Origin of the sequence: Blautia sp. MB18-30, from assembly GCF_023669475.1 — a bacterium.
Classification (GTDB): Bacteria; Bacillota; Clostridia; order Lachnospirales; family Lachnospiraceae; genus Blautia_A; species Blautia_A fusiformis.
The window spans coordinates 34,506-55,731 of the sequence record NZ_JAMOYY010000011.1 but is presented as its reverse complement, the minus strand read 5'-3'; the positions used below and the strand labels follow the sequence as shown (position 1 = coordinate 55,731).

General features: G+C 44.3%; 17 protein-coding genes. 16 read left to right on the top strand and 1 reads right to left on the bottom strand.

What is annotated here, in order from left to right:
• The first annotated feature begins 9 nt into the window (after positions 1-9).
• From secD to NCY57_RS06965, 10 genes are all read left to right on the top strand, one after another.
• Positions 10-2,433, top strand: coding sequence for a protein translocase subunit SecD (gene secD, locus NCY57_RS07010; RefSeq protein ID WP_147603082.1), 2,424 nt, complete (start codon positions 10-12; stop codon positions 2,431-2,433).
• Positions 2,434-2,601: 168 nt separating this feature from the next.
• Positions 2,602-4,320, top strand: coding sequence for a single-stranded-DNA-specific exonuclease RecJ (gene recJ, locus NCY57_RS07005; protein WP_173739885.1), 1,719 nt, complete (start codon positions 2,602-2,604; stop codon positions 4,318-4,320).
• A gap of 202 nt (positions 4,321-4,522) precedes the next feature.
• Positions 4,523-5,047 carry an adenine phosphoribosyltransferase gene (locus NCY57_RS07000; RefSeq protein ID WP_173739886.1) on the top strand — a complete coding sequence of 175 codons (525 nt, stop codon included), beginning with the start codon at positions 4,523-4,525 and terminating at the stop codon, positions 5,045-5,047.
• 78 nt (positions 5,048-5,125) lie between these two features.
• Entirely contained in the window at positions 5,126-7,450 is a 2,325-nt protein-coding gene (locus tag NCY57_RS06995; protein ID WP_015524639.1) for a RelA/SpoT family protein, read from the top strand.
• A 22-nt stretch (positions 7,451-7,472) separates the two neighbouring features.
• The gene (locus NCY57_RS06990) at positions 7,473-8,102 is read left to right on the top strand and encodes an MBL fold metallo-hydrolase (protein ID WP_114002781.1); all 630 of its coding nucleotides are present in this window, start codon (positions 7,473-7,475) and stop codon (positions 8,100-8,102) included.
• Entirely contained in the window at positions 8,074-9,603 is a 1,530-nt protein-coding gene (gene hemZ, locus NCY57_RS06985; protein ID WP_173739887.1) for a coproporphyrinogen dehydrogenase HemZ, read from the top strand. Before NCY57_RS06990 ends, hemZ begins: the two co-directional genes overlap by 29 nt.
• A 21-nt stretch (positions 9,604-9,624) precedes the next feature.
• Positions 9,625-10,260, top strand: a complete 636-nt coding sequence (locus NCY57_RS06980; protein ID WP_021650382.1) for an HD-GYP domain-containing protein — start codon at positions 9,625-9,627, stop codon at positions 10,258-10,260.
• Positions 10,193-11,446 carry a histidine--tRNA ligase gene (gene hisS / locus NCY57_RS06975; RefSeq protein WP_114002783.1) on the top strand — a complete coding sequence of 418 codons (1,254 nt, stop codon included), beginning with the start codon at positions 10,193-10,195 and terminating at the stop codon, positions 11,444-11,446. Before NCY57_RS06980 ends, hisS begins: the two co-directional genes overlap by 68 nt.
• A gap of 77 nt (positions 11,447-11,523) precedes the next feature.
• The gene (gene aspS, locus NCY57_RS06970) at positions 11,524-13,323 is read left to right on the top strand and encodes an aspartate--tRNA ligase (protein ID WP_173739888.1); all 1,800 of its coding nucleotides are present in this window, start codon (positions 11,524-11,526) and stop codon (positions 13,321-13,323) included.
• A gap of 6 nt (positions 13,324-13,329) precedes the next feature.
• Positions 13,330-14,085, top strand: coding sequence for a sulfite exporter TauE/SafE family protein (locus tag NCY57_RS06965; RefSeq protein ID WP_021650384.1), 756 nt, complete (start codon positions 13,330-13,332; stop codon positions 14,083-14,085).
• Positions 14,086-14,169: 84 nt separating this feature from the next.
• Here the strand turns inward: NCY57_RS06965 and NCY57_RS06960 are convergent, their stop codons facing one another.
• Positions 14,170-15,303: a hypothetical protein gene (locus NCY57_RS06960; protein ID WP_022427125.1), complete on the bottom strand. Its 1,134-nt coding sequence runs from the start codon at positions 15,301-15,303 to the stop codon at positions 14,170-14,172.
• A gap of 443 nt (positions 15,304-15,746) precedes the next feature.
• Between NCY57_RS06960 and NCY57_RS06955 the strand changes: the two genes are divergently transcribed.
• The 6 genes from NCY57_RS06955 (at position 15,747) to NCY57_RS06930 (ending at position 21,223) form a co-directional block, all read left to right on the top strand.
• Positions 15,747-16,715 carry an LCP family protein gene (locus tag NCY57_RS06955; protein ID WP_173739889.1) on the top strand — a complete coding sequence of 323 codons (969 nt, stop codon included), beginning with the start codon at positions 15,747-15,749 and terminating at the stop codon, positions 16,713-16,715.
• A 54-nt stretch (positions 16,716-16,769) separates the two neighbouring features.
• Positions 16,770-17,519, top strand: a complete 750-nt coding sequence (locus NCY57_RS06950) for a YveK family protein (RefSeq protein WP_015524649.1) — start codon at positions 16,770-16,772, stop codon at positions 17,517-17,519.
• Positions 17,512-18,240: a CpsD/CapB family tyrosine-protein kinase gene (locus NCY57_RS06945; RefSeq protein WP_015524650.1), complete on the top strand. Its 729-nt coding sequence runs from the start codon at positions 17,512-17,514 to the stop codon at positions 18,238-18,240. The genes NCY57_RS06950 and NCY57_RS06945 overlap by 8 nt, the downstream gene beginning before the upstream one ends.
• Positions 18,241-18,351: 111 nt before the next feature.
• Positions 18,352-18,945, top strand: coding sequence for a hypothetical protein (locus tag NCY57_RS06940; protein WP_015524651.1), 594 nt, complete (start codon positions 18,352-18,354; stop codon positions 18,943-18,945).
• A gap of 167 nt (positions 18,946-19,112) precedes the next feature.
• Complete coding sequence (locus tag NCY57_RS06935; RefSeq protein ID WP_015524652.1) at positions 19,113-20,555, top strand: efflux RND transporter periplasmic adaptor subunit; 1,443 nt, start codon at positions 19,113-19,115, stop codon at positions 20,553-20,555.
• The gene (locus tag NCY57_RS06930; RefSeq protein WP_015524653.1) at positions 20,552-21,223 is read left to right on the top strand and encodes an ABC transporter ATP-binding protein; all 672 of its coding nucleotides are present in this window, start codon (positions 20,552-20,554) and stop codon (positions 21,221-21,223) included. Before NCY57_RS06935 ends, NCY57_RS06930 begins: the two co-directional genes overlap by 4 nt.
• Positions 21,224-21,226: the final 3 nt, after the last annotated feature.

The following is a 21,226-nucleotide window of genomic DNA, read 5'->3' as shown; positions in this document are numbered from 1 at the left end:
AAAAAGAAAATGAAGAAAAGTAGAGGAATTGCAGTGCTGCTTCTGACAGCAATTGTCACAGTATTCTTCTGCTATGTGGCTGCGGTAGGCATTGGTCCTACAGGAACAGGTTCGGCTAAGAATATCAACACCGGACTTGATCTTGCCGGCGGTGTCAGCATCACATACCAGGCTAAGGACAGCAATCCGAGCAAGGAAGACATGTCCGATACTGTTTACAAGATGCAGCAGCGTGTTTCTCAGTACAGTACTGAGGCACAGGCATATCAGGAAGGTTCCAACCGTATCACCATTGAGATTCCAGGAGTATCAGATGCAAATGCGATCCTGGAAGAACTTGGAAAGCCAGGTTCTCTGTATTTTATCGATCAGACAGATGCAGACGGAAACCAGAATTTTACAACAGGAAACAGTGAGAGTGGATATGTTCTTGCAAGAAGTATTGAGGATATCCAGAAAGCCGGATCTGTTGTACTGGAAGGTACAGACGTTGCAGACGCTGAGGGAGGTGCTTATCAGGATTCATCCACAAGCTCCCAGAAATATGCGGTCAGTCTGACTCTTACAAAGAATGGAAAAACCAAATTTGCGGAAGCTACCAAGGCAAATGTTGGAAAGCAGATCGCAATCGTATATGACGATCAGGTTTTAAGCGCTCCGAATGTAAATGAGGAGATTTCCGGCGGAAAAGCTCAGATCACCGGAATGGCAAGTACAGAAGAGGCACAGAATCTTGCTTCTTACATAAGAATCGGTTCCTTAAGTCTTGAGCTTACCGAGCTTCGTTCCAGCGTAGTTGCTGCACAGCTTGGTGAAGAAGCCATCGCAACAAGTGTAAAAGCCGGAGCGATCGGTCTTGTGATCGTTATGCTGATTATGATCATCGCATACCGTATCCCAGGTCTGGTTGCATCTGTTGCACTGGTTCTTTATACAACCTTAATGCTGATCACGCTGAATGCCTTTGATATCACCCTTACGCTTCCGGGCATTGCAGGTATCATCCTGGGCATTGGTATGGCAGTGGATGCCAATGTTATCATCTACGCCAGAATCCGTGAGGAGATCGCGGCAGGCCTTTCTGTCCATGCAGCGATCAAAAGTGGATTCGGCAAAGCGTTTTCCGCTATTTTTGATGGAAACATCACAACACTGATCGCAGCTTGTGTGCTGATGTGGCTTGGCTCCGGTTCTGTTAAGGGGTTTGCCTACACGCTGGCAATGGGTATCGTGATCTCCATGTTTACAGCACTGGTTATATCCAGGCTTGTTATTAATGCGGTATACGCAATTGGTGTTCGTGACCCGAAATTCTATGGCATTGCCAAGGAACGTAAGGTTGTGGATTTCGTTGGAAAGAGAAAAATCTTCTTTGCTGTTTCCATTATCCTGATTCTTTGCGGACCTGTAGGAATGCTGGTCCACAGTAATGTGATCGGTGACAAAGCCATGAATTACAGTCTGGAGTTTTCCGGCGGTACTTCTACCAATGTAACCTTCAATAAAGAGATGGATATCAAGGAGATCGATTCCGAGGTAACACCGGTTGTTGAGGCAGTGACAGGTGATAAGAATGTACAGCCGACCAAGGTGCAGGGAACTAATCAGGTAGTGATCAAAACACGTTCTCTGGATCTTAAGGAACGAGAAGCACTGAATAAGGCATTGGAAGAAAATTTTGATGTAGATACAAGTCTGATCACATCGGAGAATATTTCCGCTACTGTCAGCAATGAGATGAGAAGAGACGCTATCGTAGCGGTTATCGTAGCTGCGATCTTCATGCTTCTTTACATCTGGTTCCGTTTCAAGGATATCCGTTTTGCAAGCAGTGCAGTACTTGCACTTCTTCATGATGTCCTGGTCGTACTTGCGTTTTATGTTATTTCCAGAACATCTGTGGGAAATACATTTATTGCGTGTATGCTGACGATCGTAGGTTATTCCATCAATGCTACTATTGTCATCTTCGACCGTATCCGTGAGAATATGAGAGGCAGAAAGAAAGTTGAGGATGAGAAACTGAAAGAGATCGTAAATACCAGTGTTACAGAAACTCTGACACGAAGCATTTACACATCCCTGACAACATTTGTAATGGTTGCAATTCTTTATGTAATGGGTGTTTCCTCAATTAAAGAATTTGCAGCACCGCTGATGGTAGGTATCATCGGTGGAGCATATTCTTCTGTATGCATCACTGGTGCTCTGTGGTACACCATGAAAACATTCAGAAAAAATCGTGTTGCAGCACCGGCAGCTGCAGCAGCTTCCGCAAAGATTTCTTCCGAGAAATCTGAGAAAAAGGTAAAACAGCCATCCGGACAGCAGACAGCTCAGCAGCCGAAGAAGAAAAACCGTAAAAGAGTTGCCGAGCGCCTTGCAGCGCAGGAGGCAGCAAAGCAGCAGAATGATGAGGAGAAATCTGAATAAAATTGCTGAATAACAGAAACGTTCCGTACCGGGAAAGAATATTTCCTGGCGGAACGTTTTTTTTTGTGTGGCATAAAAAACTTGCAGCTATGCAGGAGTATGAGTTACAATACGGTTATTGTGTTGCTTTGAAGAAAGAAAGCGGCAAAGCATCAAGGAGGAAACAACATGGAACGATGGGTTGTTGCTGCAAAACGGGCGGACTTTGCGGCAATTGGAAAAGAGTTCGGAATTGATCCGGTGATCGCCAGACTGATCCGAAACCGGGATGTACAGGACAGGGATGAAATTCGCAGATATCTTTATGGAAAGGTGGACGAACTGGCTTCTCCACATTTGATGAAAGATGTGGATAAGGCAGTGGAGATCCTGCGGAATAAAATAAAGGAAAAAAAACGCATCCGTATTATAGGCGATTATGACATTGATGGGGTAGTATCGACCTTCATTCTGATCAAAGGACTGAAGCGTGCAGGAGCTCTGGCAGATACATATATTCCGGACCGTGTGGCGGACGGATATGGAATCCATGAGCACCTGATCGAAAGAGCAGTGAATGATGGGATTGACGTAATTGTTACCTGTGATAATGGAATTGCGGCGTACAATGAAATCACTATGGCTAAAGAGAAGGGAATGACGGTGATAATAACCGATCATCATGAAATTCCCTATAAAGAAACGGAAGATGGAAGAAAACTGATCCTTCCGCCGGCTGATGCCATTGTAAATCCAAAACAGCCGGACTGTAATTATCCGGAGAAAAGATTGTGCGGAGCAGTTGTTGCGTTGAAGCTGGTGACAGCTCTCTATGAGGCATGCGGGATTCCGGAAAAAGAGCTGGAAGATTTTCTGGAATTAGGAGCCATTGCCACGGTGGGAGACGTGATGGATCTTCAGGGTGAAAACCGCATCCTTGTAAAGGAAGGCCTGAAACGACTTTCCCACACTTCTAACAAAGGTCTCCGTGAACTGATCCGTGCCAATGGCCTGGAGGATGGGCCGATCACTGCCTATCATGTAGGGTTTGTGCTGGGACCATGTATCAATGCCAGTGGAAGACTGGATACCGCTGCACGTTCCCTGAAACTGCTCTGTGCGGAGACGGAAGATGAAGCAGCAAAACTTGCCGGTGATCTGACTGCGCTGAATCAAAGCAGAAAAGCTCTCACAGAAGAGGGAAAGGAAGCAGCGATCCGTATTGTGGAAGAGACAGAAATTGGACAGGACAGGGTTCTTGTGATCTATTTACCGGACTGTCACGAAAGCCTGGCCGGAATTATTGCGGGACGTATCCGGGAAAAGTACAATAAACCGGTCTTTGTCCTAACAAAAGGTGAAACAATGGTGAAAGGCAGCGGACGTTCTATAGAAAGCTATTCCATGTTTGAGGAACTGGTAAAATGCGGAGATCTGATGGAACAGTATGGCGGTCATCCTATGGCGGCAGGATTATCCATTAAAGAAGAAAATGTGGAAGAGTTCCGCAGACGGTTAAACGAAAACTGTACTCTGACAGAAAAGGATCTGGCTCCAAAGATCCTGATCGATGTGCCAATGCCGGTTTCCTATATAAATAAGGAACTTGTGGAAGAGATATCCCTGCTGGAGCCTTTTGGAAAGGGAAATACCAAACCGATTTTTGCACAGAAGGGACTTCGGGTTTTAAGCAGCCGTATTCTTGGCAAAAATAGGAATGTGGCAAAGCTTCAGCTGTCAGACAGTACCGGCTGTGTAGTGGAAGCAGTATATTTTGGAGAAGCAGATGAATTTGTTGATAGAATAAAAAACTGTGGAAGTATTGCGGTCACATATTATCCTGAGATCAACCGTTATCAGGGAAGAGAGACCTTACAGATCGTAATCCGAAATTATATTACAGAATAACAGGAGAAGGTATCACTAAAATGCAGATCCTGACAGCGAGTAATTGACTGTAAAACGGGAAAGAAGGCTCTGTACTGGGCAATATGCAGTCCAGGGCCTGTCGTAATTCCGCGAGTTCTGTCGGGTTGCACATTGATTCCCTACAGAAAAAGTGCTATACTATCTAACATCTGATTGACAAATTAAATCATTGGAGGTTATTATGAAAAAAATAGAAGAATATGTAAGAAGTATCCCGGACTTTCCAGAGCCAGGGATTATTTTCCGTGACGTTACCAGCGTCCTTCAGGATGCGGATGGATTACAGCTTGCCATTGATTCTATGCAGGATTGTCTGGAGGGTGAGGAGTTCGATGTGATCACAGGTCTTGAATCCAGAGGATTTATCTTTGGTATGCCGCTCGCATATAATCTTCACAAACCCTTTGTTCTGGTCCGCAAAGCAGGAAAACTTCCATGTGAGACCGTTTCCAGAACCTATGATCTGGAGTATGGAAGTGCAACTATCGAGATGCATAAGGATTCCATCAAGCCGGGACAGAAGGTTGTTATTGTGGATGACCTGATCGCTACGGGCGGAAGCGTGGAAGCAGCCATCAAGCTTGTGGAGGAGCTTGGCGGCGAGGTTGTCAAGGTGGTTTTCCTTATGGAGCTTGCAGGTCTGAAGGGACGTGAGCGTCTCAAAGGTTATAATGTGGCATCTGTGATCTGTTACGACGGAAAATAATTTTTTGTCGGTGGAAGGGGATGTGAACTGTTGTAGTCATACGGCAGTATGAAATTGTGCACAGGCAGGTGGGATTTAATGGCAGAGACAAAAAATACGGAAAAACAAAACATTGAGATACAGAAGGAAGAAGAAAAAAGAGAGTCTGTCCGGAAGGCAGATGCGGCGGTGAAATCCATGCATGATTTTACAAGCCCTGAGGTTCTTTATCAGGAGCTGATAAAAAGTGTGAAGAAATATCATCCGTCTACAGATATTTCCATGATTGAAAAGGCCTATAAAGTGGCCAGTGAGGCACATAAGGATCAGAAACGTAAATCCGGTGAACCTTATATCATTCATCCTCTTTGTGTTGCGATCATCCTTGCGGATCTTGAGCTGGATAAGGAGACCATAGTGGCAGGTCTTCTTCATGATGCGGTAGAAGATACTTGGATGACGTATGAAGAAGTAGAAAAGGAATTTGGTTCTGAAGTAGCGCTTCTGGTAGATGGTGTTACCAAGCTGGGACAGCTGTCCTATTCCAAGGACAAGGTAGAGGTTCAGGCTGAGAATTTAAGAAAGATGTTCCTTGCAATGGCTAAGGATATCCGCGTCATCCTGATCAAGCTTGCGGACCGTCTTCATAATATGCGTACCCTGCAGTATATGAGGCCAGAGAAACAGCAGGAGAAGGCAAGGGAAACCATGGATATCTATGCTCCCATTGCTATGCGGCTTGGTATTTCCAAGATCAAGGTGGAACTGGATGATCTTTCTCTTAAGTATCTGAAGCCGGATGTTTACTATGATCTGGTAGAAAAGGTTGCTCTTCGCAAAAGTGCCCGTGAGGAATTTGTTAATTCTATCGTGAAACAGGTAAAGCAGCATATGGAGGATGCCAATATCAGGGCACAGGTGGATGGCCGCGTGAAGCATTTCTTCAGCATCTATAAGAAGATGGTCAATCAGGATAAAACCATTGATCAGATTTATGACCTGTTTGCTGTACGCATCATTGTAGATACTGTGAAGGACTGTTATGCAGCTCTTGGTGTTATCCATGAGATGTATAAGCCGATCCCCGGCAGATTTAAAGATTATATCGCAATGCCGAAGGCCAATATGTATCAGTCTCTGCATACAACGCTTATTGGTCCTAACGGACAGCCTTTCGAAATCCAGATCCGTACATTTGAAATGCATAAAACCGCAGAATACGGTATTGCAGCTCATTGGAAATATAAGGAAACTTCCGATGGTAAGAAACCTGGAAAGAGTGAGGAAGAGAAGCTGAACTGGCTGCGCCAGATCCTGGAGTGGCAGCGTGACATGTCCGATAACCGGGAGTTCATGAGCCTTCTGAAAAATGATCTGGATCTTTTTGCGGACAGTGTTTACTGTTTCACTCCCCAGGGAGATGTAAAAACACTCCCAAATGGTTCTACACCTATTGATTTTGCATACAGCGTGCACAGTGCAGTAGGAAACAAGATGGTAGGTGCCAGGGTCAATGGCAAACTTGTTCCTATTGAATATAAGATCAAAAACGGTGATCGTATTGAGATCATAACATCCCAGAATTCTCAGGGCCCCAGCCGTGACTGGCTGAAGATCGTAAAGAGCACACAGGCTAAGAATAAGATCAACCAGTGGTTTAAGAAAGAACTGAAGGAAGATAATATCCTGAAGGGTAAGGACATGCTGAATCAGTATGCCAAGACCAAGGGCTTTAAACCAGGCATATATACCAAGCCACAGTATATGGAATCGGTAATGCATAAATATGGTTTCCGAGACTGGGATTCTGTATTGGCAGCGATCGGACATGGCGGCCTGAAAGAAGGTCAGGTGTTTAACAAGCTGGTAGAAGCCTATGAGAGGGAGCATAAGAAGAATCTTACAGATGAACAGGTCCTGGAGGCAGCTTCCGAATCACAGGAGAAGCTTCACATTGCCAAGAGTAAGAGTGGCATTGTAGTAAAAGGCATTCATGATGTGGCAGTTCGTTTTTCCAAATGCTGTAGTCCGATCCCGGGAGATGAGATCGTAGGCTTTGTAACAAGAGGAAGAGGGATCACCATTCATCGTACAGACTGTGTGAATGTGCTCAACATGCCTGAGATTGACCGGAAACGTCTCATTGAAGCAGAGTGGCAGATGCCGGACAGAGCGGATTCCGAGAAATACGAAGCGGAGATCCAGGTTTATGCAAATAACCGTACCGGACTTCTGGTGGATATTTCCAAGATCTTTACAGAGAGGAAGATCGATCTTCGTTCCATTAACAGCCGTACCAACAAGCAGGAACGCGCCACGATTTCCATGTCCTTTAATGTATGCAGCAAACAGGAACTGAATTCTCTGATCGAAAAGATCCGTCAGGTTGAAAGTGTTCTTGATGTAGAGCGAACAACGGGCTGACCCGATAAACGGAGGAATTTTTATGAGTAAACTTGAAATGCAGCAGTGTGTGCTGGGCCAGGTGTTTACCAACTGCTATTTTCTGAAAAATAAAGAGACCGGAGAACTGCTGATCGTAGACCCGGGAGACTATGCAGAAAAAGTTTTTCAGAAAGTATCTCTTATGCAGGGAAAACCGGTGGGGATTCTTCTGACACATGGTCATTTTGATCACATCATGGCTGTAAAGGAAGTGAAGGAAAAATATCAGATCCCGGTTTATGCATGCAGGCAGGAAGAAGCAATGCTGGCAGAGCCCACGATAAATATGACTGCTGTTTATGGAAGTGCCTGTTCAATTAAGCCGGAGGTTCTTCTGGATGACGGGCAGATTTTCGAAGCGGCAGGATTTTCCATCCAGATGTTCCACACACCGGGACATACCAAAGGAAGCTGCTGCTATTATATCAAAGACGAAGGTGTGCTTTTCAGCGGAGATACATTGTTTTGCGGCTCTGTGGGAAGAACCGATTTTCCTGGCGGAAGTTCTGCTGAGATCGTAAGAAGCCTTCATAAGCTTGTGGATACTTTGCCGGAGGATACAGAGGTATTTCCGGGGCATGACGCATCCACAACCATTGGTTATGAAAAGAGGTATAATCCATTTGTATAAGATTGGCATTTTGTTTCAGAACAGAGATTTTGAGCATGATGTGTATGAACTGATCAAAGCGTTTTATCCCGGAAATGAGATCGTTTCTCTTTATGAAGAGGATGATGCGGATTATGATATCCGCTTCCGGATCTTACGTGATGAAGAAGGTTATACCATCAGTTACAACAACGGAATAGAGAAAAAAACAGCTCATGGGGCTGTGATAGAAGGGCAATCCAGTGGAGAAGCTTCGGATGCCCTTATTTCTTGCAATGATGCCCATGATATCCGCAGAAAAAATAAAGACGCGATCAAATACGCCCTGTATCAGATGCTTTCCAAAGCTACAGGAAAGACACTTCCCTGGGGAAATCTTACAGGCATCCGTCCTGTGAAAATGGCTATGGGAATGCTGGAGTCCGGAATGAAAAATACGGAGATCGCCAGATATATGAGAGATCAGTATCTGGTAAGTCCGGAGAAAACAGCTCTTGCAGTTACCATCGCAAATCGTGAGCGGGATATCCTGAAAAACATTGATTATGAAAACGGCTACAGCCTTTATGTTGGCATTCCTTTCTGTCCGAGTATCTGTCTGTACTGTTCATTCAGTTCCTATCCGCTGGAGAGATGGCGTAAATATGTGGAGGCGTATCTGGATGCGCTGGTAAAGGAAATCCGGGCTGTTTCCGGGATGATGAAAAACCGGAAGCTGGATACGGTCTATATCGGTGGGGGAACACCTACCACACTGGAGCCGGATCAGCTTCGGAGACTTCTTGGCGCGATCACGGAATATTTTCCCTGTGAGGAGCTGGAAGAATTTACGGTTGAGGCAGGAAGACCGGACAGTATAACCTTGGAAAAGCTTCAGGCGATCCGGGAGTTTCCGGTTACCAGGATTTCTGTAAATCCACAGACCATGAATCAGGAAACCCTGGATATCATTGGCAGACGTCATACAGTAGAACAGACAAAGAATGCGTTTCATCTGGCAAGAAAAGCCGGATTCGACAATATCAATATGGATCTGATCGTGGGTCTTCCCGGCGAAGATATCACAAAAGTGCAGCATACACTGGACGAGGTAAAAGCTCTCGGTCCGGACAGCCTGACCGTACATTCTCTTGCTGTGAAGCGTGCGGCAAGACTGAATATTTTCCGTGATAAATACCAGGAGATGACCTTTGAAAACAATCAGGAGATCATGGATCTGACTATGAAAACGGCCTACGAGATGGGAATGGGTCCTTATTATCTGTACAGACAGAAGAATATGAAGGGGAATTTTGAGAACGTCGGGTATTCTGAGGTTGACAAAGCAGGGATTTACAATATACTGATTATGGAGGAAAAGCAGCCGATCATCGCACTGGGTGCAGGTGGTTCCTCCAAGCTTGTGTTTGATCACGGACAGCGCATTGAGCGTGTGGAGAATGTGAAGGATGTTGTCAATTATATCACACGTATCGATGAAATGATCGAGAGAAAACGCGAGGGCATTGCAAAATGGCTGTAGACGGAAAGGAGAGACGGATCCTTGAAAAGCGTACAGAAGATAAGTGAAACTACGCAGGACCGGATCCTGGAAATGGATCTTTCCGCAGAGCTGAAGCATGGGGTTGTTGTCAGTAACCTTGCCTATGATGTGGCAAAGGAGCTTGGTCTTGGTGAGAAAGAATGTTATCAGCTGGCTATTGCCGGAATGCTCCATGATATAGGCAAGCTGAAACTGGAAGGATACATTAATGGCCAAGAGCAGAATCCGATGGTCATTGAAGAACTGAAATATGTTCGCATGCACTCCACATTAGGTTACGAGATCCTGAAAGACCAGGGATATTCCGATTATGTTCTGGAAAGTATTCTTTATCATCATGAGAATTTTGACGGCAGCGGTTATCCCAGCAACAGAAGCGGAAAGGATATCCCTATGGGTGCAAGGATCCTGAGAGTATGTGATGTATATGCGGCTTTGAGTATGGACAGACCATATCGGAAAGCTCTGGAAAATGATGAAGTTTTAAGACTGATGATCGATGAGATTAAAAACTTTGACATGCAGGTGTTTCTTGCATTTCAGAGGGTGATTCATAAAGGAGGAAACTATGGCATTAAAAAAGAAACCGGTTACAGGAATGAAGGACATTTTACCGAAGGAAATGGCAATCCGTAACTATGTGATGAATATGATCAGAGAGACGTACGGAACCTTTGGTTTTTCCGCAATTGAAACTCCCTGTGTAGAACATATTGAGAATCTCTGTAGCAAGCAGGGCGGTGAAAATGAAAAGCTGATCTTCAAGATCATGAAGAGAGGCGAGAAACTGAAACTGGATACTGCAAAAACAGAGAATGATCTGACAGATTCCGGACTTCGCTATGACCTGACCGTACCGCTTTCCAGATATTATTCCAATAATGCAAACGAGCTTCCGGCTCCGTTTAAGGCACTTCAGATGGGAAATGTATGGAGAGCTGACCGTCCGCAGAGAGGTCGTTTCCGTCAGTTTATGCAGTGTGATATCGATATCCTGGGTGAGCCGACCTATCTTGCTGAGATCGAGCTTGTACTTGCAACTACAACACTTCTTGGAAAACTGGATTTCCATAACTTTACGATCCGTATCAATGACAGAAGGATCCTGAAGGCAATGGCTCAGTACAGTGGATTCCCGGCAGAGAGCTTTGATACTGTCTTTATTATTCTTGACAAGATGGATAAGATCGGCATCGAGGGAGTTGCAGAGGAGCTTGAGAAAGAGGGCTTTGCGAAAGAGAGCATTGACACTTATCTTGGACTTTTCCGTGAGATCACCAACGATGTTGAGGGTGTCCGTTATATTAAAGAAAAACTTTCTGATGTTCTGGAAGCAGGTATTGCAGAGGATCTTGAAACGATCATCAACACTGTAGAATCTGTAAAAACAGCAGACTTCAAAATGTCCTTTGACCCTACACTGGTACGTGGAATGTCCTATTACACAGGTCCGATCTTTGAGATTTCCATGGATGAGTTCGGCGGAAGCGTCGGTGGAGGCGGACGTTACGATGAGATGATCGGTAAATTTACAGGAAATAATACCTGTGCTTGTGGTTTCTCCATTGGATTTGAGAGAATCGTTATGCTGCTTCTTGAGAGAGGCTATGAGATTCCAACCAAGAATGGCAAGAAAGCATATCTGATCGAGAAGAACATGCCGGCAGACAAGCTTCTGAACATCCTGAAACAGGCAACTGAGGAAAGAAGTGCAGGTACACAGATCAATATCTCTATTATGAAAAAGAACAAAAAATTCCAGAAAGACCAGCTGGCAGCAGATGGTTATACAGAGTATGTAGAATTTTTCAACAGAGACTGAAACTGCCCGTCTGAAAACGGAGATAGCAGAGTAAATTAAAATGACTATGAAAAAAATAGTCAGAGGAGGATAAAGAGATGGCTGAAAGCATGCAGGGACTGCACAGAACTTGCCGATGTGCAGAAGTGACCACAGAGATGGTCGGAAAAGAAGTAACATTAATGGGATGGGTGGCAAAAGCCAGAAATAAAGGAGGTCTTGTATTTGTGGATCTTCGTGACCGTTCCGGGATCATGCAGCTGATTTTTGAGAATGGCAGCATTGACGAAGAAGGCTTTACAAAAGCAGGTAAACTGCGTAGTGAGTTTGTTATTGCTGTAACCGGTACCGTAGAGAAACGTGGAGGAGCAGTAAACGAGAATCTTGCAACTGGCGAGATCGAGCTTCGTGTAAAATCCCTCCGTGTTCTTGCTGAGGCAGATGTTCCTCCATTCCCGATCGAGGAGAATAGCAAGACAAAAGATGAGATCCGACTTAAATATCGTTATCTTGATTTAAGAAGACCGGATCTTCAGAGAAATATCATGATGAAGAGCAAGGTTGCCCAGCTTACAAGACAGTTCTTTACAGAAGAGGGATTTCTTGAGATTGAGACACCGATGCTTGGAAAGAGTACTCCTGAGGGAGCCAGAGACTATCTGGTACCATCACGTGTTCATCCGGGAAGCTTCTATGGCCTTCCACAGTCTCCGCAGCTGTACAAGCAGCTTCTGATGTGCTCTGGATTTGATCGTTATATCCAGATCGCAAGATGCTTCCGTGATGAGGATCTTCGTGCTGACCGTCAGCCGGAGTTCACACAGATCGATATGGAGCTTTCCTTTGTTGATGTAGACGATGTTATCGATGTTAACGAGAGATATCTTGCATTCCTGTTCAAAAAAGTTCTGGATATCGATGTAAAACTCCCGATCCAGAGAATTACCTGGCAGGAAGCTATGGATCGTTTTGGTTCCGACAAGCCGGATATGCGTTTCGGTATGGAACTTCATGATGTCAGTGATATCGTAAAAGACTGCGGATTTGGTGTGTTCACAGGTGCGCTTGAGAACGGCGGAAGTGTTCGTGGTATCAATGCAGAAGGTCAGGGCGCAATGCCGAGAAAGAAGATCGATAAGCTTGTTGAGTTCGTAAAAGGTTATGGTGCAAAAGGTCTTGCATATATTGCCATTGCAGAGGACGGAACCAGAAAGTCTTCTTTCGCCAAGTTTATGACAGATGAAGAGATGGATGCTCTTGTAAAAGCTATGGACGGCAAGCCAGGAGATCTTCTTCTTTTTGCAGCAGATAAGACAAAATTGGTATACGATGTACTGGGAGCACTCCGTCTTGAGCTTGCAAAACAGATGGATCTTTTAGATAAAAATGAGTATCGTTTCGTATGGGTAACAGAGTTCCCGCTTCTTGAGTGGAGCGAGGAGGAGAACCGTTTTACAGCAATGCACCATCCGTTCACCATGCTTATGGAGGAGGATCTTCCGCTTCTTGACACAGATCCGGGAAAGGTTCGTGCAAAAGCATACGACATCGTTCTTAACGGAAATGAGATCGGCGGCGGCAGCGTGCGTATCCATCAGGATGATATTCAGGAAAGAATGTTTGAGGCACTTGGCTTCACAAAAGAAGCTGCACATGAGCAGTTCGGATTCCTTCTGGATGCCTTCAAATATGGAGTTCCGCCACACGCAGGACTTGCATATGGCCTTGACAGACTTGTTATGCTTATGGCAAAGGCAGATACGATCCGTGATGTTATTGCATTCCCGAAGGTTAAGGATGCCTCCTGTCTGATGACTCAGTCTCCTAGCCAGGTAAGTGAGGCACAGCTTCATGAGCTGGGACTTGACCTTGAGCCGCAGAAAGAAGAGGAAGAATAAAAGATCATGCAGCCGACAATCTATACATTTCTGATCGTTTGTCCACTTGTATTTCTTGCCGGATTTGTAGATGCTGTAGCAGGCGGGGGAGGACTGATCTCCCTGCCTGCTTATCTTTTGGCCGGAGTTCCTGTACATAATGCTGTTGCCACCAACAAGCTGTCATCAGCAACAGGAACATTGATCTCAACTGTCCGTCTGTGCAAAAATAAATTTGTGGACTGGATCCTGGTGCTTCCATGTATTCCAATGGCACTCCTGGGATCTTCCATAGGAGCTCACCTTGCTCTTATAGCCAGTGATAAGCTCCTGCGTTATATGCTGATCCCTGTTCTTCCGGTGGTTGCTTTTTATGTGCTGCGCAAGAAAAATATGGATGAGAAGGGTGGCGAGATCGCCAGAAAAAAACAGATCCTGCTCTGTGCCGTATGCTCTCTTGCTGTAGGATGCTACGATGGATTTTATGGACCAGGAACAGGAACTTTTCTCCTGCTTTTGTTTACAGGATTGGGAAAAATGAGTGTGGCAAAAGCATCCGGTACCATGAAGGTTACCAACCTCTCTTCTAATGTAGCGGCTCTTGTTGTATTTCTGCTCAGCGGAAAGATTGTGATCATGCTTGGAATTGCAGCGTCAGTGTTCTCGATCGCAGGACATTATACCGGTGCAGGTATGGTTATGAAAAACGGAAGCCGGATCATACGGCCTATTATTCTTATAGTCCTTGCATTGCTTTTTATAAAGATCATATCCGGAATATAAAAAAGAAGAATATAAAAAACCCGTGAAGATCACGCTTTCCTGTCAGAGAAAGCAGATATTCACGGGTTTTCTAGCTTTTATTCTTTATTCGTTATCTTCGGTAGAATCTTCAGGAACCGGTGAAGCGGTAAGAGTTCCGAAGATGGCATTGCCCAGTTCGGTACCTGCATTCTCAAGCTTCCAGGATGCACCATCGTTTGTGAGATGGAAGGTAGCAGTGGCAGTTATGGTTGCCTGATTATTCCTGATACTGTCCAGAAGCAGTTCATGTGATTTGTTGTAACGCTTCTGGGAACCGTCGATTACTGCATCAGCAGAAGCCAGATAAGTATTCAATTCTTTTTCGTACTGTGTAAGAATGGAATTACTGTCAAATGTGGTAAGCTCTGCGTCCACCTCAGCAAGATATCCGGAAACAGAGGTGCTTGATATTTTGTAGTTAAAACAGGAGTGAAACTGTTCCATAAGGGCAGAGGCAATGGCGTTTTTTGCCGAATCTGAAGTGTTCAGAATGGAATCCAGCCCTAAATAATTAGCCATCTGCTTTACATCCATTTCCTGAAGCGTTTTCAGATAGACGGTAAGCGTTTCGGCAGGCGGCACAAGATCAGGATCGGACAGATAGGTGATAAGGCCACCGACCAGATCATTTTCGAGAGAGGAACTGTGCGTAATCTCCCAGTCAGGTTCTGAAGAAGATCCAAGATTGTTTAGTTGGATGGAAGTATTGCGTTCTGCAGAACTGTACGTGTTATTCTTGAGAAGCTTGTACAGGAGCAGATAACGCTGCTCCAGGGAATTTCCGTTATCATTTTCTTTACCGGAGGCGGTTTCCAGTATTTCTTCCTGAAGGCTTGCAGAAACAAAATCACTGGCAAGAGCCTCAGCATCCAGAGTAGTAAGCTTAAGCTGCGCAGAAGCATTTTTTTCGTCGCTATCAACGGATATACCTAGGATTTTGTAATCGAAATTCTGAAAGAAGAGAGAAAATACTTCTTTTATGTCAGCAGAAAGCTTTGTGCTGTCATCAGAATCCGGAAACAGTTCCTGATAGGATATGTACTGCATGGTTGTTTCAGAGTCCAGATTTTTAAGAAGATCCAGATCTTTTTTGATCGCCTTCTCCGCATGAGCTTTGGCCGACTGGGAGCAGCTACATAAAAAAACTGAGAGAAGAATGATCATCAAGAAAGCCAGCAGATGTTTCACTGTCTTCATATTGTTCTTTCCTTTCAAAAAAGTTATATTATAACATTCTAGCAGATAAAGCACTGAAAGTCAAAATATCGCAAAAAAGGAGAAATTAAGAAAAATGCAATATAATTACAAATATGTTACACAGGTTGAAATCGGATTATTATGGTGCTATAATAAAACCCGTTTTTGCGGAACTTTTTTATCCGCTTGATTCAAAGCAGAGCTTATAACGAATGAAATATAGGAGGGGACAGGATGTCAAAGAAAACAGCAGTAGTGCTTAGTTGTGTGATATTTGTGCTTCTGATAGTGTTGATGATCTGTGAAGTAATGAATCCTGCAGGCGGACCAGCACTTTTAAGGAAGATTTTCTGATAAGAAGATACATCCTGCTGAACATAAAGTATTAAAAAACTGGAGTGAGATTTATGTCCCAATACAGAAAAAAACAGGACAAAAAAAGATTGTACAAAGGTATAGCGATCGCAGCGGTGGTTCTCGCAGCAGGAACTGTTTTTGTCAATATTATACTGGGAATGGCAGATCATCATACTGTAGATCAGAACAGCAGTATTGAAGCAGAGGAAACAGTTACATATAAAGATCAGATATATGTTCCGAAGGGAAATCTGGAAACATATCTGATTGCCGGAGTTGATGATCCTGGCAAAGTACAGGAAGTAACCGAATATGACGGTACCGGCCAGTGTGATGTTCTGGTTGTTATTGTGAGAGACAGAAGTACAGACACGTGCAAGCTTCTTTCTGTTGACCGGAATACTGTCACACCTGTCAGAAGCCTTGCCGATGACGGAACCTATTTGGCAACAACAGATATCCAGCTGTCCCTTGCGCATTCCATGGGGCTTGATCAGAATATAAGGGCTGAAAACACGGTGGATGCAGTGTCCACTCTTCTGAAGGGACAGAAGATCGATGGCTATGCAATGATCAACATGAGTGCGATCCAGGTAGTGAATGATATGGTCGGAGGTGTGACTGTTACCATCGAGGATGATTTTTCGGAGAGAGATCCTTCTCTAAAAAAAGGTGAAACAGTTAAGCTGATGGGAGCGCATGCTGAAAATTATGTCAGAGGCAGAATGGATGTTGCGGATGGTACTAACCAGAACCGCATGCAGCGTCAGAATGATTATGAAGAGGCATTTAAACCTGCTTTCAGATCCAAATGTGATTCAGACAGTAAATTTCCATTGCAGGTATATCATGCACTTGAGGACTATATGACTACCAATATCGGCGCAAAGAAGTTCTGCCGTCTGGCACTTCTTCTGTCAGATAACAAAAAAGATGACAGAGTTTCCATAAGTGGAACTTACGGTTCGGACGAGGAAGGCTGGCAGACGTTTACGCCTGATGAGGACAGTCTGCAGCAGGCTGTTCTGGAGCTGTTTTATAAAAAAAAGGATTAAAAGAAAAATCCAGGTGCAGGCCACCTGCGGAAATATAAAACAAGGAGAAAAGCTATGAATCAGAAAGATATGAATGACGAGATGGAAATAGATCTTTTGGATCTTGCGTATATGCTTATGGATCACTGGCACCATTTGCTTCTCTGTCTTCTTGCCGGGGCACTGGCTTTGAATGCATTTGCATTCTTTTTCATTGAGCCAACCTATGAATCAACGGCAAAACTTTATGTGGTTTCAACATCTGATGATTCAGTTGTCAATCTGAATGATCTGAATCTGGGAACTTCGCTGACATCCGATTACGAAGAGCTGATGTTCAGTTACCCGGTGCTGAACCGCGTAATTGAAAAACTGAAACTCGATATGGATTACGAAGATCTTGCGAAGCTGTATACACTGAACAATCCGTCCGATACGCGTGTGCTCCAGATCACAGCAACAACAACAGATCCTCAGCTGTCTATGGACCTTGCAGAGACAATGGCAGAGGAAGCTGTTTCCTATCTGCCGGATACAATGAGTACCAAGGCTCCGAATATTGCACAGCATGCAAAACTACCTGAACACAAGGCCGCACCAAGCTATTTCAAGTTTACGGTGATAGGAGGACTTCTGGGGCTTCTCATCTGCGCAGGTATCCTGATCGTCAGATATCTGATGGATGATACGATCCATACGGCAGAAGAAATGGAAAAATATTTTGGCCTTGTGCCGCTGACTACGATTCCTGAAAGCAGTAAGGTGAAAAGCTATGACGGAGAGGAAGAGTATAGCAGCAGAAAAAGGAGAAAGAGAAATGAATAAACTGAAAGTAGTGTTTCCGGATCTTCCCTATGCAGTAGAAGAGGCAATGAACCGTCTCAGGATCAATGTTAAATTCTGTGGCAAAAACACAAAAAAGATCCTTCTTACAAGCTGCATGCCAAATGAAGGTAAAAGTACTGTTTCCTCATATCTCTGGAAGATGCTTGCAGAAGCAGGTTTTTCTACTGTTATGGTGGATGTGGATCTGCGTAAATCTGTTCAGATGCAGAGAATGCAGGTGGAAAATGCGTCAGAAACAAAGGGCTTGAACCATTATCTCTCCGGCATGGCAGAATATGAAGATGTAGTCTATAAAACAAATATTGAAAATGCATACATAGTTCCGTGTACACAGCTTCTTGAGAATCCGTCCCCTCTTCTTGAGGATGCCAGATTCAGAGAACTGCTTGACAGACTTGCCGGAGAATATCGTTTTGTGATCGTAGATACACCTCCCCTTGGAAGTGTGTCAGACGGAGCACTGATCGCTTCCCTGTGTGATGGCGCGATATTGGTGGTCAGAGCCGGTCAAACACCGAAGGCAATGATAAAACAGTCTTTATATGAGATCGAACAGTCCGGATGTAAGCTTCTTGGCACAGTGCTGAACCGCGCGGAAGTTTCTACCAGAGGCTATGGTAAATATGGAAAATACGGAAACTATGGATATGGATACGGTTATGAGCCGGATACGAAACATAAGAAGCACTCAGAGAAATGATCGTTATCTTTTTATATCGTTATAAAGGATCAGACGTGGCGGGATCGTTTATAAATAAATCAAAAACACCAGGCGTATACCTGTGATAATTTAAGGGAGAGGTGAATCAAAATGAAGTCTATCAAAAAACTTGCAGTTATTATGCTTTCAGCTATGGTTCTGTTCGGAACAATGACCGTTCCGACAATGGCAGCTGCAAAATCACCAACAAAGCAGACTTTCAACACTGTGTCACTGAAAAAGAAAACTACAACTTACAATGGAAAAACCCAGCATCCGGTATTAACTGTAAAAGCTGGTAAAAAAACTCTGAAAAATGGTAAAGATTATGTTATAACATACAAGTATGGACAGAGTATGAAAACCGCCGGTAAAAAAATAGTTTATATCAACGGTATCGGCCGTTATGCAGGTTTCTATAAAACTGTAGCATATACGATCAACCCTGCTGTTCAGAAAAATGTAAAAGTTTCCAGGAGCAGTGTTGCAGTTAAAAGAGGAAAAGCTACAACCATCAAGCTTACAAAGGCAAAAGCTGCAAAAGCAACATGGACTTCCAGCAACTCCAAAGCTGTAAAAGTAAGTAAAACAGGTAAGATCATAGTAGCAAAAAATGCTAAAAAAGGCAAATATACTGTAAAAGTTACTGTTAAGCTGGCTAATCACAAGACTGTAACAAGGACAGTTAAAGTAACAGTTAAATAATCATTATTACATAAAAAAATCTCCTGGCCACGAAGGGGATTTTTTTTTATGAAAAATCTGTGAAATCTGCATCGTTTTCTTCAGGGACTTTTCTTTTTAGAGTGAATCTGCTATGATGTTTGAAGCAACAGATAGTTTCAGTACGATGCTGAGAAAAGGGGACAGATATGAAAAAACGTATTTTGATCGCACTTGGGGTCCTTGTACTTGCAGCCGGTATCGGAGCCGGTGGATGGTATTATTATACACATCATGCAGGGTCCGCAGGAGGCAGCGATATTGTATATGTAACAAAGATAAGCAAGCTTTCGGAAATGGATTCCGGAGTGGAAAACCGATATGCAGGTGTTGTGGAACCGCAGGAAACGGTTCAGGTAAAGATCGAAAGCGGCCGAAAGGTAAAAGAAGTTCAGGTAAAGACCGGTCAGGAAGTCAAGAAAGGGCAGCTTCTTTTTCAGTATGATCTTGGAAGTATCCAGCAAAGTCTTCAGGAAGCACAGCTGGCCTTGGACCGCCTGAAAAACGAACAGTTAAGTATATCTGATCAGATCACTACACTGGAAGCTGAGAAAAAGAAAGCTACAGCAGATAATCAGCTTTCCTATACAATAGAGATCGAAACACAGAAAATGAATCTCAAGAAGAATGAATATGATCAGAAAAGCAAACAGGCAGAGATCGATAAGCTTTCCCAGGCAACGCAGAATACCGAGGTGCGCAGTGAGATCGATGGAGTGATCCAGAAGATCGATACCTCCAAGATGGGCGGTGATGATTCTGAGGGCGTGGAGGATACGCTGACAGAAGGCACGACGGATTCCACAGATTCCAGTTCCGGAAACAGCTCCGGCAATGCATTTATCACGATCCTGAGTACAGGTGCTTATCGTGTAAAGGGAACGGTAAATGAAATAAACCGTGATTCGATCATAGAGGGAACTCCTGTGATCATTCGTTCCAGGGTGGATTCTTCAAAAACCTGGAAGGGCACCATGGGCTCTGTTGACATGGATAATTCTACCAGCAACAGCAGTTCGGATATGGCAATGTTCGGAATGTCCAGTGCCAGTGATGATCAGACATCATCCAGTACCTATCCGTTTTATGTGAATCTGGATTCATCTGAGGGTCTGATGCTGGGGCAGCATGTGTATATTGAACCGGACGAAGGACAGGATGAGAAGAAGTCCGGTATCTGGCTGAACGATTATTTTATCGTGGATGCGGATACAGACAGCCCATATGTCTGGATCGCAAACGGTCAGAACAAGCTGGAGAAGAGAGATGTCATATTAGGACAGTATGATGAAGATCTTGGGGAATATGAGATCGCAGACGGACTTTCTGAAAAAGATAAGATCGCATTTCCGACAGATGAGCTGAAAGAAGGTATGTCTGTCACAGAAGGTACTGCAGATCAGACTACAGCGGCGATGTGGGATGATTCCGAGGATGATGAAAGTATTGATGATTCTGCGTACACGGAAAGTGATGGCTCAGAGCCTGAAATGATCGAAGATGGAGCTGTAGACAGTGATATGATGGATGCGACAGACGATATTTCTTCGGGAGATGACCTTGTTCCGATGGAAGGAGCGCCGACAGAATGATTTTGGATTTAAAAGGAATATATAAGGATTATCAACAGGGGAAAATGACGGTACCTGTATTGAAAGATGTAGATTTTTCCATGGAGGAGGGAGAATATGTGGCGATCATGGGACCTTCCGGTTCCGGAAAGACTACACTGATGAATATTATCGGATGTCTGGATAAACCTACCAAGGGAACTTTTCTCCTGAATGGAGAAGATATTGCCAAATGTACAGAAAATGAGATGTCAGATATCCGTCTGAAAACGATCGGATTTGTATTTCAGAGCTTTCATCTCCTTCCAAGGCAGAGTGCGCTGACAAATGTGGAACTGCCGCTGAATTATGCAAGGGTTCCCAAAAAGGAGCGCCGGGAACGTGCACGAAAAGCTCTGGAGCGTGTAGGCCTTGCCGACAGGGTGGATTTTAAGCCCAACCAGCTTTCCGGAGGACAGATGCAGAGAGTGGCTATTGCAAGAGCAATCGTAAACAATCCCAAGCTTTTGCTGGCAGATGAGCCTACCGGGGCACTGGATACGAAATCGGGAGCACAGGTTATGGAACTGTTTCAGAAGCTGAACGATGAGGGAGTTTCTGTGCTGATGATCACACATGACCCGGAGATCGCGGCACATGCCAAACGGGTTGTTATGATCCGTGACGGTGAGCTGCAGGAAAAGAGGTGATAG

Bases quoted from the DNA above. Each gene is read 5' to 3' on its own strand.
- secD (WP_147603082.1), top strand. From the start codon at position 10: ATGAAGAAAAGTAGAGGAATTGCAGTGCTGCTTCTGACAGCAATTGTC.
- NCY57_RS06990 (WP_114002781.1), top strand. From the start codon at position 7,473: ATGAGTAAACTTGAAATGCAGCAGTGTGTGCTGGGCCAGGTGTTTACC.
- NCY57_RS06965 (WP_021650384.1), top strand. From the start codon at position 13,330: ATGCAGCCGACAATCTATACATTTCTGATCGTTTGTCCACTTGTATTT.
- NCY57_RS06940 (WP_015524651.1), top strand. From the start codon at position 18,352: ATGAAGTCTATCAAAAAACTTGCAGTTATTATGCTTTCAGCTATGGTT.
- hisS (WP_114002783.1), top strand. From the start codon at position 10,193: ATGGCATTAAAAAAGAAACCGGTTACAGGAATGAAGGACATTTTACCG.
- NCY57_RS07000 (WP_173739886.1), top strand. From the start codon at position 4,523: ATGAAAAAAATAGAAGAATATGTAAGAAGTATCCCGGACTTTCCAGAG.
- NCY57_RS06945 (WP_015524650.1), top strand. From the start codon at position 17,512: ATGAATAAACTGAAAGTAGTGTTTCCGGATCTTCCCTATGCAGTAGAA.
- NCY57_RS06960 (WP_022427125.1), bottom strand. From the start codon at position 15,303: ATGAAGACAGTGAAACATCTGCTGGCTTTCTTGATGATCATTCTTCTC.
- NCY57_RS06950 (WP_015524649.1), top strand. From the start codon at position 16,770: ATGAATCAGAAAGATATGAATGACGAGATGGAAATAGATCTTTTGGAT.
- NCY57_RS06930 (WP_015524653.1), top strand. From the start codon at position 20,552: ATGATTTTGGATTTAAAAGGAATATATAAGGATTATCAACAGGGGAAA.
- recJ (WP_173739885.1), top strand. From the start codon at position 2,602: ATGGAACGATGGGTTGTTGCTGCAAAACGGGCGGACTTTGCGGCAATT.
- NCY57_RS06995 (WP_015524639.1), top strand. From the start codon at position 5,126: ATGGCAGAGACAAAAAATACGGAAAAACAAAACATTGAGATACAGAAG.
- aspS (WP_173739888.1), top strand. From the start codon at position 11,524: ATGGCTGAAAGCATGCAGGGACTGCACAGAACTTGCCGATGTGCAGAA.
- hemZ (WP_173739887.1), top strand. From the start codon at position 8,074: ATGAAAAGAGGTATAATCCATTTGTATAAGATTGGCATTTTGTTTCAG.
- NCY57_RS06935 (WP_015524652.1), top strand. From the start codon at position 19,113: ATGAAAAAACGTATTTTGATCGCACTTGGGGTCCTTGTACTTGCAGCC.